This window comes from Slackia piriformis YIT 12062 (assembly GCF_000296445.1).
Classification (GTDB): Bacteria; Actinomycetota; Coriobacteriia; order Coriobacteriales; family Eggerthellaceae; genus Slackia; species Slackia piriformis.
The window spans coordinates 195060-211481 of sequence record NZ_JH815198.1 but is presented as its reverse complement, the minus strand read 5'-3'; the positions used below and the strand labels follow the sequence as shown (position 1 = coordinate 211481).

Here is a 16422-nt window from a genome sequence, read left to right as displayed (position 1 = left end):
GGGGCAACAATCGCTAACAGCAAGCATGATATTCTTCGCATTTAATTCTCTTGCACGAATCACCTCCTCATATACGCACCCCGAAAGGAGCCGTCTCATGAGAAAAATCACGCTTGCCTGCGCCGCGGCGCTCTTCTGCGTCCTCGTCGCTTTGGGCGGATGTTCGACGCACAGTCAGGAGCCGAACAACGAACCAGAAGAACAACAGGTCTCTTCGCAGCAGCCTATGGATGTTCGCGCCGCGGCTTTGAAGGGACCCACCGCCATGGGCCTGGTCAAGTTCATGGACGAAGCCGAAGCCGGCACCGTCTCCGACAACGACTATTCTTTCCAGATTGCAGCTTCCCCCGATGAGTTGACGCCCCAAATCGCGCAAGGATCGCTAGACATTGCCTGCGTTCCCGCAAACCTGGCCTCCGTTCTCTACAACAACACCGACGGAGCCGTGCGCGTACTTGCCGTCAACACTCTCGGCGTACTGTATATATGCGATAGCAACGGATCAATTCAGAGCGTCGCTGACTTGGCGGGAAAGACTATCTATGCCAGCGGCAAAGGATCGACCCCCGAATACGCCCTTAATTACATCCTGGAAGGAAACGGGCTTACCCCTGGTCGCGACGTGACGATAGAATGGAAGAGCGAACACGCCGAATGCGTAGCCGCCATGACGAAAGATTCTCAAGCAATCGCCCTTTTGCCTCAGCCTTTTGTAACAACCGCTCAGATGAAAGACGATTCAATCCGTACAGCCCTCGATCTAACGGAAGAATGGAACGCTCTCCAAAGCGATGCCGACGCAAGTTCGCTCATTACCGGCGTCGTGGTCGCACGCGCTGATTTTGTTGACGAGCACCCCGAAGCCGTCGAAGCATTCATGAAGCACTACCGTGAATCCGTCGCATTTGTCAACGAGGACATCGAGGCTGCAGCCGAGCTGATCGACACCTACGATATCGTTCCCGCCGCTGTGGCTCAAAAAGCCATTCCCGCGTGCAACATCGTCTGCATGGAAGGTGACGAAATGAAAAACGCCCTTTCCGGCTACCTTGAGGTGCTCTTCGAGCAGAATCCCAAATCCGTCGGAGGAACCTTGCCGGGTGACGATTTCTATTACGCATCCTAACGGCGCTCGGACCCAAAGCCGCTTTCTCAACGAGTAAAAGCGGCTTTGCCGCACGTCGAAACACCGGCATCGGGGTTAGTATTATCGCGAAGCATCAGGCGAATCAAATAGGAGGGACATGAGCGCAACAAAGCTCGATCGACGCCTGAAAACATGGGCGCAACGATTCTGGCCCCTGATATTCTGGCTGCTCGTATGGCATATGGCAAGCATCGCGATCGGACACGACATCCTTCTCGTGTCCCCCTTCGACGCGGGAAGGCGCCTGATTGAACTGGCAGGCAACGTAGAATTCTGGATTTCGGTAGGACTGTCCCTTTCCCGCATAGCAACAGGATTCGCCTCGGCTCTTGCGGCGGGCATCGTCTTGGCCGCCGCCTCGGCTCGCCTCCCCTTCATGCGCCACCTGCTTGCGCCCCTTGTGGCCGCGATCAAATCAGTTCCCGTGGCATCCTTCGTCATTCTGATTTTGATTTGGGTGTCATCAGAGCATTTGTCGGTCGCAATCTCATTTCTCATGGCGTTTCCCATCGTCTACACCACAATGCTCGAAGGCATCGAGCAGACCGACCGCAACCTGCTCGAAATGGCAGACGTATTCGACATCGGCCCCTTCAACCGCCTTCGCTTCATCTACGCTTCCCAAGTCCTGCCCTATTTCCAAGCTGCCTGCTCGCTTTCTCTGGGAATGTGCTGGAAAGCGGGCATAGCCGCTGAGGTAATCGGCCTCCCCGCCATGTCGATAGGCGAACACCTCTACGAAGCCAAAGTCTATCTGGCGACATCCGACCTATTCGCATGGACGCTCGTGATCATCTGCATCAGCATTTTGGGGGAAACGCTTTTCTCTAAACTCGTTGCAGCCGTCATAGACAAGATAGAACGGGCGCTCTAGTCGCCGAGGCATTCGGACGCCAGCCCGAAGACCCGCCGCCCGAACAACGCTTGACCACGGGCTTTCAGGCCCGAAGCAAAGGAGCCATCGTGAACGAACACAATCCTTGTCTCAAGGAAAAAGAGCCCGACAGACCCCGCTTTGTGACTCTTTCTCACGTGTGCAAGAATTTCGGAGCGCTGAACGTATTCGACGACGTGCATATCTCTTTCGAACACGGACGCGTCCATGCGCTCATGGGTGCGTCGGGCAGCGGGAAAACCACGCTTATGCGCTTACTAGCAGGGATCGAGAAGCCCGATGCTGGCCATATCGAGGGCATGAGCGGCCTGAAGCGAAGCGCCGTGTTCCAGGAAGACCGCCTGTGCGAGAATCTCAGCGTTGCCGTCAACATCCGCATGCCTCACACCGGATTAAAGGGACAAGACAAACAGCGCTTCCTTCAACGCTGCGAAAACTTACTTCGCGCCATGGGCATGGATGAAACCCTAACCCGCCCCATCCATGAGCTTTCAGGCGGCATGAAACGCCGCGTCGCCCTGGCGCGCGCCGTGCTCGCCGATGCAGACGTGTTTTTCTTCGACGAACCGCTCAAAGGACTCGACGAAAAGACCGAGCAGCGCGTCATGACCGCAATCGTGCCGCTCCTTGCCGGCAAGACCGTATTCTGGGCTACGCACCGCGAGGGAGAGCTGCGTTATTTCAGCTCTCCCTCGCTTACCAGAATCGAAGATATCGGCAAATAGCGTCGGCAGGCAAATAACCCTTGCTCGCCAACGCCTTCGCTCACTGCTGGCGCATGCCCAAAACTGGTACCTCTTAAGTCCTACAGGTCGTCCACCAATGCGGTTGATTTGGCATAGGCTGTGGACTTCGCCTCGAAGAAGTCGGTCTTCACCATATTCGCGTTGGAATACTGCGACACCCAGCGCATGTTCTCGGGCTCTTCGACGTTGTCCGCAAAAAGCGGCTCGAAACCAAGGCTCATCCAACGCTGGTTGCCCAGGTAGCGAATGTAGTCGGTAATCATTTCGCGCGTGAGGCCGGAAACATCATCGCCTATGACGTAGTGGCCCCAGGCAATCTCCTGGCGTACGCCCTCTTCGAGCATGGCACGCAATTCTGCCACGTTTTCATCCGTGAACAGCCCCGGCTCTTCCTTCTGCAATTCCAGAATGATGTTGCGGAACAGCCACAAATGCGTATTCTCATCGCGGTTGATGTAGCGGATTTCCTGGGCAGAACCGGGCATTTTGCCGTTGCGCGCAAGGTTGTAGAAGAACATGAACCCGGAATAGAAGTACACGCCCTCCAGAATGAAATTCGCCATCATGACCTTGAGCAGCGTGAACGGGTGCTTATCGCGTTGGAATTCGTTATACAGGTCGCCGATGAACGTATTGCGCGCAAGCAACCTTTCATCGGTGCGCCACTGGTACAGAATTTCGTTGCGCTGCTCTGGCGAACAGATGGTGTCGAGCATGTAGCTATAGCTCTGCGAATGCACGCATTCCTGGAACGTCTGAATATTCAGGCAGAGATTCACCTCGTTCGCCGTGATGTATTCGCCGATAGCCGGCAGGTTCGCCGACTGGATGGAGTCAAGAAACACCAAAAACGAGAGTATCTTGTCGTAAGCCGCACGTTCGGCCGCGTCAAGATGCGGATAGTCTTTCACATCCTGACCCAGGTTGATTTCCTCGGGAATCCAGAAGTTGTTCATGGCCTGACGATACCAATCAGAAACCCAGAGGTATTTCATATTGTTGAAGTCGTTGAGATTGGTGGTGTTGCCGCCGATCATGCGACGGTCGCGCACGTCGAGGTCGCCCTGGGGATTGAACAGGGGCTTCTTCGTCAACGATTCGTTCTGCTCTATAGTCATGGGCAATTTCCTTTCTCCTCAAGAAGGGCGCGGGGCAATATTAAATCTCTTAGGCCGCCGCAACCTAGGAGGCGCAGCTTTCGCATTCTTCTACTTCGAGGGACTTGCTTCGTACGTAATACACCGTCTTCACGCCCGCCTTCCACGCTTCATGGTACAGGTTGAAAACCTGGCGCATGGTGTAGTCGTTTGTGATGTAGAGGTTCATCGACTGCGCCTGATCGACATGGCGCTGGCGAACACCCGAAGCGCGCACGCTCCACGTCTGGTCGATGTAGTGCGCGGGCTTATAGAACCAATACGTTTCCATGGACAGCTCGGGCGCAACGCGCGGCAGCATGCCGCCTTTCTTCTCCTCCAGGAAGAATCTGCGCATGATCGGGTCAACCCCCGGCGTGGTGCCGGCAAGAATGCTGGTAGAAGACGTAGGCGCCACCGCCATCAGATACGCATTGCGCATGCCGCGTGCAGCCCTCTCGCGCACGAGACCCCATGCGGAGCCGTCGTAGTCGCGCTTGTCGAAATACGCCCCCGTCTGCCAATCGCTCCCCTCGAAGACCTCGTAGGACCCCTTTTCTTCCGCAAGGCGAGCCGAAGCATCCACGGCGCAGCGGTTAATGCGCTCGAACACTTCGTCGGCGAACGCAAGGTGCTCGTCGGACTCCCAGCGAATGCCGCGTTTGGCAAGCATGTGGTGATACCCCGAAACGCCCAGGCCGATGGAGCGATAACGCTTGTTCGTGATGCGCGCATATTCGAGCGCATAGAAATTCAAGTCGATGACGTTATCGAGCGCGCGCACCGCCGTGCTCACCACGTCGCGCATAGCCTCTTCGCTTTCCACCGGAAGACGTCCGAGCGAAAGGCTCGCAAGGTTGCACACGACGAAATCACCCGGACGCGTGGTGGTCACCACCACGGTATCTCCGTCCTTGGTCTTCGTCTCCACCGACACGCTTTCAACAGGTGCCATATTCTGCGCGATTTCGGTGCACAGATTGCTGCAATAGATAATGCCCTCATGAGGATTCGGGTTCGCCCTGTTAACGATATCGCGATTGAACGTGAACGGCGTGCCCGTCTCCACGGCGCTCTTCAGAACGAGACGCACGATATCTCGAATGACCATCGTGCGCTTAGGAATGCGCGGGTCGGCCACGCAGTCGAAGTAACGCTTCTCCCATTCGTCGCCGAAATAGTCTTCTAGAGCATATCCTTTGACGGTCAAGATGTCATGCGGGCACATGAGATGCCACTCCTGCCCCATATCTTCGCCGGCAAGACGCCAGAAAAGATCTGGGTAGCAGACGGCGGGAAACACGTCATGAGCCTTCATGCGATCGTCGCCGTTGTTGGTACGAAGCTGCAAGAATTCGGGAAGGTCCTTATGCCACGCATCGAGATAGACCGCCGCCGCACCGGCACGCATGCCAAGCTGATCGACCGCGACCGCCGTGTCGTTGATAATGCGAATCCACCGAATGACGCCGCCCGCCGCTCCTTCGAAGCCGCGAATCATGCCGCCCGTTGCGCGCACCTTGCCGAGATACATGCCCATGCCGCCACCGAATTTGCTCACCTGGGCAAAATTGTCGATGCTGCGATAGATGCCATCAAGGCTGTCAGGTACGGTATCGATGAAACAACTGGAAAGCTGATGATGGGGTTTGCGAGCGTTAGACATAGTGGGAGTTGCCATGGTGACTTCGAGTTTGGAAAGCATGTCGTAGAACTTTCGCACCCAGCCCATGCGATCGTTTTTCTCCTCCATGGCGAGATGGAGGGCAATTCCCAGAAACATCTCTTGCGGGCTTTCTATCGCCACATGCTGTCGCGTCGTGATCACGTAACGCTTCAGAAGCAGGTCGAGACCAGAGTAGGTGAACAGCTCGTCGCGCTCGGGCCTCAAGAACCCTTCCGCCTCCTCGATTTCGGCGCGCGTATAATGCTGCAAGATATACGCGCCGTAGAGGTCTTGGTCGGTGAGCCAAAGAATCTTGTCGTAAAACGTTTCAATTCCACGAGAAGCGCAATTGAGCGCGAGCGTGCGTCGGAAAGAAAACAGCAGGATACGTGCGGCGATAAATTCCCATTTCGGAGCTTCTTGCGTAGTAAGCTCAACCGCGGCACGCGTCAAGGATTCAAGGCGCTCGTCAATGGACATGTCGGCTTTGATAAAGCTCTTGAATTTGGCGGAAAGCGCCGAGAGTGCATACGGCTCGTCCGGGAAATCTTCCTGAATGCACGCGAGACAGGCGTCGAGGAAGGAGGCGTCGGACGGCTCGCGGCCGCACGAGAGGATATCGCACGAAGCCACGGCGGTGGCGACGATATCGGCACGGACGGTTCGCAATTCTGCCCGGCGGTGGCGATACAGGATGTAGGCCTTCGCCTCGTCGAAATAGCCCTGCTCCATAAGGCTGCGCTCCACGATGTCCTGGATGGCCTCCACCGTGCGGGCGTCCGTCGCCGCGATCGATTCCTCCGCCGCACGCAACAAAGCGGCAAGCGTTTCCTCGGATGCTTCGCGGTTGACGTCGGAAAACGCGCCCGCTATGGCTGCGACGATCTTCGAGCCGTCGTAGGCCTCCGTCGCCCCGCTTCGTTTGACGATATCCATAGCTGTTCCCCTTCCGGCACAAGGCGCGCGGCAAACCGGCAGGCACGCAGGAGCCTCTCGTGCGGATTCGTTTATTGCTACTTTTTCAATAGCATTTAAACACGGGCGACGGCGTTTCGTCGGCATGCGTCGGCAAACACGCACCCGTCGACGGAAAAACCGCAAATCGAACGCAGCGGCCGAGCGGGCAAAAACACCCGCGCACGATGCCGAAAGCACGCAAAGGCGCAGCCCGAAGACCGCGCCTTATACGCAACAGCAACGTATTGACAGGGAAAGAGGCTTGCGTGAGGAGACGCAAGACCGCAACAAACACGCCGCGTTTTTCGAAGGGTACGAAACCCTAGTCGATTTCATCCATCGGAATATTGTTGTGATCGCGCGCCGTGAACAGAAGGATGATACCCGCCACGATGCAAATTCCCATCATGTAGTACGCAGGAGCCATTCCGTTGCCCGTGAAGTCAATCAAAGCGGTCGCCACCATGGAAGCCGTTCCTCCGAAGATGACATATGCGATATTCGACCCCAAAGCAGCGCCCGTATAACGAACCTCGGTCGGGAACAATTCAGCCTGGTAGCATGCGATATTGGAGTCGTTGATGGAAAGCGTCACGCACAGTATGAGCTCGGCGACGATAACGATCGGCAAGCTCGCCGTATTCAGCATCATGAATCCGGGAATGCTCAAAGCCACAAATGCTATGCATGCACCAATGAGCATCTTTCTGCGTCCCACGATATCGGACACCTTTCCCGCACCGAACACGATGATCACATAGGCTAGTAAGGCAACGTCAGTAGCAAGCTGCGCAGAAGCCGCATCCATACCCGCATAGCTGGTCAGATACGTCGGCAAATACGTCAAAACCAAGTAGAAACCAACGGAGTTGACCATCGTGGCAGCAATGCTGGAAAGCAGGCGCTTGCTGTATTTCTTGAACACCAGACGAGTGGGATGCTCGACTTCTTTATGAGCAGAGTCGCCCGATTCCATCTGCTGATACGCGGGAGAATCGTCGAGCTTCAGCTTGATGTAGAAATGGAATGCGATGCCGAGAGGGCCGGCCAACAAGAACGGAATGCGCCATCCCCACTCAACCACATCCGCCTCGGGAATGAACGCCTTGATCAACAAAGCCGCCGTCGATCCGGCGAACAAGCCCATGGCCGTCGACGCAGGAACGAGGGAGCAGTACTTGCCACGATGCTTCGGCGGGGCGTATTCGGCCAAAAAGACCGCTGCGCCCGAATACTCGCCCGCAGCGGAAAATCCCTGAATGCTTCGCAACGCAAGCAGCAGAATCGGCGAAAGCAATCCTATCGTCTCGAACGACGGAAGGCAGCCGATCAAGAATGCCGCAGCCGTCATCAAAAGAATCGACGTCGAAAGCGACCATTTGCGGCCTTTCTTATCGCCCATGCTTCCCCAAAACGCTGCGCCAAGCGGGCGGAATATGAACGAAAGCGCAAATACGGCGAATGCCATCAACGTGGAATCGACTGCCGATTCAGGAAAGAATACGACACCAATCGTAATGGCGAAATAGGTATAGGTGGCATAATCGAACCATTCGAGGAAATTCCCGAGGAATGACGACAACGCCACTTTAAAAGGCACTTTTACCTCTGCGACTTCTGCACTCATAACAGGTCCCTTCATAGAATCTCGTGGTAATCGCCCGAGAAACGGGCCATCTCTTTCGATACGGAGAACGAGACGACACGCAGCATCGGCAACAACCCCTTTCGAGAAATGAAAGGCGGCCGCCCTCACGCCGGGCAGGCCGCCTTCGAGGCGGCTTGAAGCCGCTTAGACGAATTCTTTCTTGATGGCCTCGACCATGTTCTTCACGGCAACGTCGCGCAAGATGACGCCCTTCTCGCGCGAAGAGGCGCCCGGGTGAGACAGACAGCCCGAAGGCGGCGTGTAATCGGCAATGATGGGCAGCACGTCGTAATTCGGAAGCTCCGCCGGAAGCCCGGTGTAAAGCTCGCCGTCAATAGCGTCCATATCAACAAGGTCGGGATAGAACAGCAGCATGAGAGACGTCTCCATAACGCCCGCATGCTCGAGGTCCCAGCCGGTAAAGCCGTCGGGATACAGCTCCGCAATCGTCTGATCGTCAACGAAGTCCCAGTAAGAAAGAAGCTGAATCTTCACATCGTCGATGCCATTGGCGCGAGCCTTCTCCAAGGCAAGCTCCGCGCCTTCGAAAATGAACTGGTAGTTCTCATAGTGCCCGTTCATGAAGACAATCTTGCGAGCGCCGTGAACGATGATGTTGTAGACAATGTCGCGCGCAAGCATGATAAGCGTCTGGCCGCTCAAGCTCGTGGTGCCAGAAAGATGGAAGCCGCCACCAGAACGCTGCTGGGAGCGATAACCGTAATTGATAGGGGCAGAAACGATGCCCTCGAGCACCCCTTCTTCAACAAGCGCCTCAGCCGTAGCGCCAGCCATGGCCTTGGTCAAAGCGGCGTCGACGCACATTGCCATATGCGAGCCATGCTGCTCGAGAGCGCCAACGGGAACGAAAACGACAGCGTCTTTCTTCAGTTTGTCGCGATAGGTAAATGCATCCATTTCCTCCATGTATACCGTCTTTTTCATGGAAACCTCCTTCAATCAAGTAGTGCGGCAAACCAGAGTTCGCCGCACGCAAGAACGTTTTAGTAGTCGATGTAGTCCATCTGAAGCTTGCTGGCGCGCATGACAAAGGCATGCTCCGCCTCTGCCCCGCCTGCAATAAGTTTGCGAAGGATGACGCGCTTAAGACGCGGGTACTCGTTGATGCCGTACCATGCAAACGCCGTACCGCCGATATATGCTTCGACAATGCTGTGAACAGGGCGTTCAGCGTCGCGCTCTTTGTCGAGAGCAAGATATTCGTCGATTTCTTCAGCGCACAGGCTGCGAATGACCTCGGAGCTGATCTCCAAGTCGCGTGCAAGCTGCGAAACCTGGTAATCGATCTCGGCATCGTCCGCATGGGGGAAATACGTGACGTCGTACGTCACCGCATTGACGCCCGACGCCTTGGCGAATCCCAGAAGATCCTCCAAAGCGACAATCTGAACATGCTCTTCGGTACGCTCGGCGATATCGAGCTCGGCAGGAAAGCCCTGCATGCCTTTTTCCCCGAGTACGTTTGCGAGTTCTTTCTCGTTAAGGGCCGCCTGAAAATCGACGGAGCTAACGACGTGCGTGAGATTTTTCGTAATCTTCATTGACGCACCTCTTTTCTCTTCAGAGGCGTCCTTCGCCAAGCATGCGCACACAGCTCGGGACGCCCGAATAACTTCAATACGCTGCAGATGCGTTCTTCGGCGGCTTTCGCATCGAACGGAAGCCGCCGAGGTGATTCGTCAAGAACCGAAGGCTACTTCAGACCTTCTTTCTCGGATTCCTCCTCGATACGTGTCGCAAGGTTTTCGCGTATCTCGGCTTCCTTCTCTATCTTTTCGCCCTTTGCACCAGCGGACTTCGTGGAAAAGACGACCTGAGAAACGCCGCCGGCGATGATCAAGGCGCCACCGATAACCTGGAAGGCAGTCATGGTCTCGCCGAAGAGGAACAGGCCGAGCAGCGATGCCATGATGGTTTCCTGATAGGAAATGGCAGCGAGCTCGCCAGCCTTCAAACGCTTCGTAGCGTGAGTCAGCAGATAGAATGCGCCGAAGCCCGTAATGAGAGCAGCAGCGATCAACCATGCCCAGGAAGAGCCGTCCATGGTGAACAGGTTCCACGGATGCGTAATGATCTGACCAGTCGCGTCGAACTGCGTTACACCATTGATCTTCTCGGGATAAGAAAGCGGCTGCAGGAAGAAGTGATGCCAAACGAGCAGCACGAGGATGGAAAGCGAACCGAACAGGAAGTTCCACCAGGAACGAACGTTGGAATCGCAGTCCTCGCGATAGCGAGAGAAGAACAGGTACAAGCCGTATGCGATGCCCGACGCGAATGCGATGGCATTACCGAACGCGTAGCTAGGATCGAGACTGAGCGTCAAGCCCTCGGGGGTGATGATACCGACGATGAACAGCATGCCGACAACTACCGCAATGATGCAGATAACGCTCTTGATGCTGAGCTTCTCTTTCAGAAAGATTGCCGCAAGGATCGTGGAGTAAATCGGGCCGGTGTAAATCAAGAACGATGCATTTGCCAAGGTGGTGTACTGCGTAGAAAGGCAATACAGACCGGAAAGCAGGCCCAAGAAGACACCGGATGCCAGCATGGTTCCAGAGAAGCGGGTTTCCTTGACTTTACGCCAGCTGCCCGAAATGAAGCAGAAGATGATAGTCAGGCAAATGAAGCCAGCGAAATTTCGCCAGAAGGAAACGAAGTCGCCAGGAGCGTCGATGAATCGGGTGAACGCTCCGATGCCGCCCATCAAAGACGAGGAGGCAAACATCATCACAAAACCGATGAGTTTGTATTTTGCTGATTGATTCATAGGTTCCCCTTTGTGTCAGTCGATTCCGCCTTCATGGCACAAGAGGTCTAAGCCGCATAAAGGTATGCGGAATTAAGCCCGGTCTATGCATTTTGGTCGCGGACTCGATCGGGTATAGGCTCTGTGAGCTGAATTGTTGGAAGTTGGGGGATTCGTTCTTGAGGACTCCGACGACGGAAGGAGTTGCCGTGGCAGCTAGCACAGCAACCGCCGCCGAAGCCCTCAGAACTACGAAGCTATGGCAGAACTATGCGTTCCGCGATAAAGATGATTAGTCGTTCCACATCTCAGGATGGATGAGGGTGTCGTCCTTGACACGGTTCGGGAAGTAGTCCTCGCAGCCGCCCTCGCGGTAGACGTCGGCGGTGGAGCAGTGCAGGCCGCCGCCGAACGGATAGGCGTCGCGCAGGTCGACGGGGACGACGTTCATGCCGAGCTTGTCCATCTGCTCCTGCTGATGGACCTCGGAGGCCTCGACGATGACGGTCTTGGGGTCGAGGACGAGGCAGTTCATGGACAGCCAGACGGAGCTGTAGCACAGCGCGGGAGGCTCGTCATGGGCGGGCTGGGCCGCGTCGACGACTTCCCAGTCGTTGGCCTCGAAGATGGCCAGCTGGCCCTCTGCGGGGTGGCGGTGCGGGTTGTTGATGATCAGGCCCGGGCGCAGCGGCACGAAGGTCGCGTCGATGTGGATGGGATAGGGGTCGCCGGGGAAGTTCATCGCATGGACGCGCAGCTCGGGATAGTAGCGCTGGAACCATTCCATGGCGGTGCGGTTGGTGGTCAGGCCGTGCTGGATGAAGAGGTCCTTGCCCATACGCATGACGTCTGCGGCGTCCCACATGGGCTCGACCTCGGTGGTGACGAAGTCCTTGTTGGCGGTGCGGACGAGGCGCTCCTCGAGGGTGATCTTCTCGTCGTAGTAGTTGTGCTTGTAGGAGGCGTCGGTCAGACGGGGGCGGGGAGCCTGGGTCCACTTGAACTCGGGGTCCTCGTCGAAGTACTGCTTCATGAGCGGCCAGTACGCGAGGTACTCGAAGTAGCGGCAGCGGAAGGAGTTGGCGGAGGCCATGATCTCGTTGCCGATCGTGAGCAGGATGTCGCGGGGAGGCATGCAGGTCATCATGGAGTCATTGCGGAAGTCGGGGGTGCCGATTGCCTGGTTCCACTGCAGCGGGGTCGGGCGGTCGACGACGACGCCGCGGTCCTCGACTGCCTTCACGAGGTTCTCGAGGCATTCGTTGCCGCGCTCGACGGTAGCGAGCGGGCGGAGGCCCCACATGCCGCGCATCTCGGAATCAACGGGCACCTTCTCGGAGGTCGCGGGCTCCTCGGGCGGAATCATGGAGTTGTCGCAGCGGCCGACGATGACGCGCTTCAGCGGATCCCAGTCGTTCCAAGAATTAACGATCTTAGCCATAATAATGACTCCTTTCTTGAAAGGGGCTCTCTTCTACCCCTAACCGGATTGGAAAACTCGCAATCTCCTACTCGTTTTCTATGAAAGCCCTTGGAAACCACTTGTTTTCCTTATGGGTTTATTCTGAAGACACAAGAAATCCACTCCAAGAGCCACCAAAGGATGCTTGTCCGTCAAATTTGGCATATTCATTGCTTTTGTAACATCTTTGTTACTTACCGCTGTTCAAGACCGCTTTCGGAACATTCGCTTTGCCAAACGTCACAGAGCCCATCATTCGTTGTACACTTGGGAAAAAGAAATGACGCAACGTTCGGCAGACCCCTCACCCCGTCGAACACTGCGCCACTTTCTTAGTGCATGAATTGAATGCATGGAGGTGTGCAATTATGATTCAAGAATTTTACGGGGGGGGGGAGAGCATTTTTGACTCCCCGGAAATTAAGACGAAACTGAAGATTCTTCACGCGGTAGACAAGTCGCTTGACCGCATAACCATTTCGGAGATTTGCGAAAACGCCGATATTTCACGTCAGACGTTCTACCGCCATTTCAAGAGTAAGTACGACATTCCCTCATGGCACACCATATTCTGCAGGCAGTTTTACCTTAACGAAATTGGCCGAACCATCAATTGGGAAATAGGCTATTACCAGCACCTACGACTTATTACTCAAGAACGCGACTTCTACCGCAAATCAATTCAGTACACCATCAACGAGCCTTTCGGGCAAACCGTTATCCCCGAAAGCAGGAAAAACGTCATCTTTGAAACGCTTATCAACTGGCGACACGTCAATATCGATCACAATATGAGATTCCTCGTGGAAACGTTCTCTAAGCTTGAATGCGAAATCCTGAACGACTGGCTTCGCTCAGAACGCGAGACGGATTTGACCCAATGGACAAACGATCTGTTGAGCATCGTTCCTGTCAAATTGTATAAGGCGATGCTCATTCCGCCCTCGGATAAAAAACCCAAGTCCTAATTCTGCTACCACCTGGCAACAACCGGCTTCTCTCGCTCCCCCGGTTCGATTCCTGTCAAAAACAGAGCCTCGGAAGACAAGCTTGTTCTCCGAGGAATGCTCCTGCATTCTAAACAGAAAGAGGGAGCGGCGTCTTTTCAGATGCCGCTCCCTCTCTGCTAATCTCTCAAACCCTCGGATGTTCATGCAGTTAATGGCGAAGCATACAGCTAGAGACTTTCGTTCACCTTCGCTACCGTCTTATCCGTCTCTTGCTGCGTCCCTGCATTCATCAGATAAATACCACCTGCCACCAGGGCAATTCCGAGACCTGTATAAAGCGTGAACGGCTCTCCCCACACCATGCAGCCAATAATGGTGGTAGCAACCGTACCCAAACCGCCCCAGATGCCGTATGCAAGGCCAAGCGGAACGGTTTTCAGAACAATAACGAAAAGCGAGAACGATATGACGTAGCCTATCACGACCGCAATAGATGGACCGAGAATCGTAAAGCCCTCAGAAAGCTTGAGCATAGTGGTCGCAAAGACCTCAGTGACGATCGAGATGCCCAAAAGAACATATGGCATGGCTTACACCCCCAACTTCAGAACAACAACGCCGCCGATGATGGCAGCCAGACCCAATGCTTTCTTCACATTGAACCCTTCTTTCCAAACCACAGCGCCAACAATGGCGGTCAAGGCAATTCCCAGGCCCGTCCATGCGGCATACACCGGTCCTAACGGCAAATGCTCCAGCGCAAGGGCGATCAGGTAAAACGCAATGCCGTAGCCTAGGACCGTGCCCACAAGCGGCAGCTTCCTCTGGAAACCGTTAGAGAGTTTCATCATGGAGTCCCCGAAGACCTCAGCCACTACGGCAATGCCTATAAGCGCGTACGCGACCATAGCATCAATCCTTCCTTTCGGCCTTTGCGGCTGGATGCATTCAAGCAGACGCGACCAGCCACGAACCGTTCGAATAACCTCGCTCTTTGATTGCCCGGGAAACGATAAACTATGCCATTATGGCAGAGTCAACGAATTGTCTGGGCGATTCGTTGACCTCACAAGCGCTTCACAAACAAGTCCGTAAGACAATCATGGCTTGCCCTCAGCAATCCAGTCTCAAGTGATACGCGCAAAGCAAAATAAGACGGCACCGATGCAGGAGGAAGCATGAAAAACGAGCTGTTAAGCATCGGAGAGGTTTCGCGCATGAAAGGCGTCAGCCCCAAATCGCTGCGCTACTACGAGCAACTCGGCATCCTTACACCCGCCTGCGTAAACGAGCACAGCGGCTACCGCTATTACGCCATGAGTCAAATGATCGTCGTCGACGTAATCATCACCTGCATCGAGCTGGGAATCCCTTTGAAGTCACTTGCCGATTACCGCAAGCCGAACGGTTTGCTCGATATTGCCTCTCTTCTCGAGAAGGGTCGCAAGACGGCCGTTAACAATATTCGAAAAGCACAAGCCTCTCTTGCGCAGATAGACAGCTATCTTCAAGAGGCGCATGAGCAAAGCCAGATAGAAGACGAAAGTCTTCCGTACAAACGCGTCGTTTCCCGCCGAACGATCATGCATACTCCTTGGCAGAGCAAGCACTTCGATGCAAAGAATTACCTATCCCTGACCACCTCTCTTTACAACTGCGCGGCACAGCTTGGCATCGTGCCTCTTTACCAATGGGGAATGATGCGTACGCCGCGCGAAGAGGGCGCGCAATGGAGCGTTTTCGTAGAAGTGGCGCTCGAAGACGAACCCGAGCGCATCGAAAACGGACACACGGCGTTTCTCGACGGGTCGCTTAATCAGGAAATAACAGTCAGTACAACCATTGAGGGCACGTATCGTGGAAGCAGGTTGCGGGGCGCAGGGTTCGACCAATGCTTTCATGACGTTTTTCGCATGGCGAAAAAGATGGACGGAGCCCTCGTCGCGACCGAGGTGTGGACAGACGAGCTCGACCCGCGCAACTACATTGTGGAATTGCTCGAAAAGCAATAACGATTCAAGAGACCGCCCCTTCCCTGCATAAAAAAACGGCACCCTCCCGGGTGCCGTTCTCATTCATCGTCTTAGACGAAAACTTGCTTAGTCCTCTTCGAGGGCAGCGACGACTTCTTCGGTCATATCCATGGTGTGATAGACGTTCTGAAGGTCTTCAAGCTCTTCGAGCTTGTCAACAAGACGCATGACCTTTTTCGCGTCAGCCGGAGAAATCTCGGTCGGCGTGGTGGGCTCCATGGTGAGCTCGGCACCCTTGGTCTCAATGCCGGCGGCCTCAAGAGCGTTTTTGACGGCCATGAGGTCGGAGGGAGCGGTGTAAACAATCCACTCTTCATCGGCATCTTCGTAGTCAGAGCCGCCGCACTCGGCAACCATCATCATGAACTCGTCCTCGTCGACGGCGTTCTCTTTGTCGGCAACCTTCTTGTCGTCGCTCTTGATGACCTTCTCGACCATGATCTGGCCCTTGCGCTCGAACTGGAAGGAAACACAGCCCGGAGTACCCAGGTTGCCGCCATGGTGACGGAACGCAGCGCCCACGTCTGCAGCGGTGCGGTTGCGGTTGTCGGTAAGGGCCTCGCACAGGATGGCGACACCAGCAGGGCCGTAGCCCTCATACGTCAGGGTTTCGTAATTCGCCGCATCTTTGCCAGTGCCGAATGCTTTGTCGATAGCGGTCTTAATCTTGTCTTTCGGCAGAGAGTAGCCCTTTGCCTTTTCAATTGCGGCCGCCAAAGACGCGTTGTTCGCGGGATTCGGATCGCCGCCTTCCTTCGCCGCAACGGTGATGTTGCGAGAAAGCTTGCTGAACAGAGCGGAACGCTTAGCGTCCTGTGCAGCCTTACGATGCTTCGTGGTAGCCCATTTAGAATGACCGGACATGCTTGCCTCTTTCTTGCTATCGAGTGTGCACGTTTGCGCACAGGGCGCGATACGTGCGTCGCGTGCGTCTTGAGAAAATACCGCGCGATAGTTTACTGCAAAACCCCAGCTGCGTAAAGAAAGAGTCCCTCACGCAGCATAGAAC

The 16422-nt window shown here is 55.2% G+C and carries 15 protein-coding genes; 5 read left to right on the top strand and 10 right to left on the bottom strand.

What is annotated here, in order from left to right; genetic code table 11:
- The first annotated feature begins 97 nt into the window (after positions 1-97).
- From HMPREF9451_RS00935 to HMPREF9451_RS00925, 3 genes are all read left to right on the top strand, one after another.
- Positions 98-1126, top strand: a complete 1029-nt coding sequence (locus HMPREF9451_RS00935) for an ABC transporter substrate-binding protein (protein ID WP_009138420.1) — start codon at positions 98-100, stop codon at positions 1124-1126.
- A gap of 118 nt (positions 1127-1244) precedes the next feature.
- Positions 1245-2021, top strand: coding sequence for an ABC transporter permease (locus tag HMPREF9451_RS00930; RefSeq protein ID WP_009138419.1), 777 nt, complete (start codon positions 1245-1247; stop codon positions 2019-2021).
- An 89-nt stretch (positions 2022-2110) separates the two neighbouring features.
- On the top strand, positions 2111-2767 hold the full coding sequence (locus tag HMPREF9451_RS00925; protein ID WP_009138418.1) for an ATP-binding cassette domain-containing protein: 657 nt from the start codon (positions 2111-2113) through the stop codon (positions 2765-2767).
- A gap of 80 nt (positions 2768-2847) precedes the next feature.
- Here the strand turns inward: HMPREF9451_RS00925 and HMPREF9451_RS00920 are convergent, their stop codons facing one another.
- From HMPREF9451_RS00920 to HMPREF9451_RS00885, 7 genes are all read right to left on the bottom strand, one after another.
- Positions 2848-3906: a ribonucleotide-diphosphate reductase subunit beta gene (locus tag HMPREF9451_RS00920; RefSeq protein ID WP_009138417.1), complete on the bottom strand. Its 1059-nt coding sequence runs from the start codon at positions 3904-3906 to the stop codon at positions 2848-2850.
- 64 nt (positions 3907-3970) lie between these two features.
- Positions 3971-6526 carry a ribonucleoside-diphosphate reductase subunit alpha gene (locus HMPREF9451_RS00915; protein WP_009138416.1) on the bottom strand — a complete coding sequence of 852 codons (2556 nt, stop codon included), beginning with the start codon at positions 6524-6526 and terminating at the stop codon, positions 3971-3973.
- Positions 6527-6869: 343 nt separating this feature from the next.
- Positions 6870-8174: an MFS transporter gene (locus tag HMPREF9451_RS00905; protein ID WP_040625902.1), complete on the bottom strand. Its 1305-nt coding sequence runs from the start codon at positions 8172-8174 to the stop codon at positions 6870-6872.
- Positions 8175-8339: 165 nt separating this feature from the next.
- A complete protein-coding gene (locus HMPREF9451_RS00900) occupies positions 8340-9140 on the bottom strand; it encodes a creatininase (protein WP_009138414.1) in 801 nt (266 codons plus the stop codon).
- Between the two features lie 59 nt (positions 9141-9199).
- On the bottom strand, positions 9200-9757 hold the full coding sequence (locus HMPREF9451_RS00895; RefSeq protein WP_009138413.1) for a hypothetical protein: 558 nt from the start codon (positions 9755-9757) through the stop codon (positions 9200-9202).
- Between the two features lie 152 nt (positions 9758-9909).
- Positions 9910-10989 carry a DMT family transporter gene (locus tag HMPREF9451_RS00890; protein ID WP_009138412.1) on the bottom strand — a complete coding sequence of 360 codons (1080 nt, stop codon included), beginning with the start codon at positions 10987-10989 and terminating at the stop codon, positions 9910-9912.
- Positions 10990-11260: 271 nt separating this feature from the next.
- Positions 11261-12409: a serine/threonine protein kinase gene (locus HMPREF9451_RS00885; RefSeq protein WP_009138273.1), complete on the bottom strand. Its 1149-nt coding sequence runs from the start codon at positions 12407-12409 to the stop codon at positions 11261-11263.
- 389 nt (positions 12410-12798) lie between these two features.
- Here HMPREF9451_RS00885 and HMPREF9451_RS00880 point away from each other — a divergent pair, with 389 nt between their 5' ends.
- The gene (locus HMPREF9451_RS00880; RefSeq protein ID WP_009138411.1) at positions 12799-13398 is read left to right on the top strand and encodes a TetR/AcrR family transcriptional regulator; all 600 of its coding nucleotides are present in this window, start codon (positions 12799-12801) and stop codon (positions 13396-13398) included.
- A 209-nt stretch (positions 13399-13607) separates the two neighbouring features.
- Here HMPREF9451_RS00880 and HMPREF9451_RS00875 read toward each other — a convergent pair whose 3' ends face one another.
- Together HMPREF9451_RS00875 and HMPREF9451_RS00870 are read right to left on the bottom strand one after the other, a co-directional pair.
- Positions 13608-13967, bottom strand: coding sequence for a DMT family transporter (locus tag HMPREF9451_RS00875; protein ID WP_009138410.1), 360 nt, complete (start codon positions 13965-13967; stop codon positions 13608-13610).
- 3 nt (positions 13968-13970) lie between these two features.
- Positions 13971-14288 carry a DMT family transporter gene (locus HMPREF9451_RS00870; RefSeq protein ID WP_009138409.1) on the bottom strand — a complete coding sequence of 106 codons (318 nt, stop codon included), beginning with the start codon at positions 14286-14288 and terminating at the stop codon, positions 13971-13973.
- Between the two features lie 270 nt (positions 14289-14558).
- Here HMPREF9451_RS00870 and HMPREF9451_RS09305 point away from each other — a divergent pair, with 270 nt between their 5' ends.
- Positions 14559-15392: a MerR family DNA-binding transcriptional regulator gene (locus tag HMPREF9451_RS09305; RefSeq protein WP_009138408.1), complete on the top strand. Its 834-nt coding sequence runs from the start codon at positions 14559-14561 to the stop codon at positions 15390-15392.
- Positions 15393-15479: 87 nt separating this feature from the next.
- Here HMPREF9451_RS09305 and HMPREF9451_RS00860 read toward each other — a convergent pair whose 3' ends face one another.
- Positions 15480-16277 (bottom strand): YebC/PmpR family DNA-binding transcriptional regulator, encoded by a 798-nt coding sequence (locus HMPREF9451_RS00860; protein WP_009138407.1) that lies wholly within the window; start codon positions 16275-16277, stop codon positions 15480-15482.
- Between the last annotated feature and the right edge of the window lie 145 nt (positions 16278-16422).

Bases quoted from the DNA above. Each gene is read 5' to 3' on its own strand.
- HMPREF9451_RS09305 (WP_009138408.1), top strand. From the start codon at position 14,559: ATGAAAAACGAGCTGTTAAGCATCGGAGAGGTTTCGCGCATGAAAGGC.
- HMPREF9451_RS00920 (WP_009138417.1), bottom strand. From the start codon at position 3,906: ATGACTATAGAGCAGAACGAATCGTTGACGAAGAAGCCCCTGTTCAAT.
- HMPREF9451_RS00880 (WP_009138411.1), top strand. From the start codon at position 12,799: ATGATTCAAGAATTTTACGGGGGGGGGGAGAGCATTTTTGACTCCCCG.
- HMPREF9451_RS00895 (WP_009138413.1), bottom strand. From the start codon at position 9,757: ATGAAGATTACGAAAAATCTCACGCACGTCGTTAGCTCCGTCGATTTT.
- HMPREF9451_RS00885 (WP_009138273.1), bottom strand. From the start codon at position 12,409: ATGGCTAAGATCGTTAATTCTTGGAACGACTGGGATCCGCTGAAGCGC.
- HMPREF9451_RS00900 (WP_009138414.1), bottom strand. From the start codon at position 9,140: ATGAAAAAGACGGTATACATGGAGGAAATGGATGCATTTACCTATCGC.
- HMPREF9451_RS00875 (WP_009138410.1), bottom strand. From the start codon at position 13,967: ATGCCATATGTTCTTTTGGGCATCTCGATCGTCACTGAGGTCTTTGCG.
- HMPREF9451_RS00935 (WP_009138420.1), top strand. From the start codon at position 98: ATGAGAAAAATCACGCTTGCCTGCGCCGCGGCGCTCTTCTGCGTCCTC.
- HMPREF9451_RS00860 (WP_009138407.1), bottom strand. From the start codon at position 16,277: ATGTCCGGTCATTCTAAATGGGCTACCACGAAGCATCGTAAGGCTGCA.
- HMPREF9451_RS00915 (WP_009138416.1), bottom strand. From the start codon at position 6,526: ATGGATATCGTCAAACGAAGCGGGGCGACGGAGGCCTACGACGGCTCG.
- HMPREF9451_RS00890 (WP_009138412.1), bottom strand. From the start codon at position 10,989: ATGAATCAATCAGCAAAATACAAACTCATCGGTTTTGTGATGATGTTT.
- HMPREF9451_RS00905 (WP_040625902.1), bottom strand. From the start codon at position 8,174: ATGAGTGCAGAAGTCGCAGAGGTAAAAGTGCCTTTTAAAGTGGCGTTG.
- HMPREF9451_RS00930 (WP_009138419.1), top strand. From the start codon at position 1,245: ATGAGCGCAACAAAGCTCGATCGACGCCTGAAAACATGGGCGCAACGA.
- HMPREF9451_RS00870 (WP_009138409.1), bottom strand. From the start codon at position 14,288: ATGGTCGCGTACGCGCTTATAGGCATTGCCGTAGTGGCTGAGGTCTTC.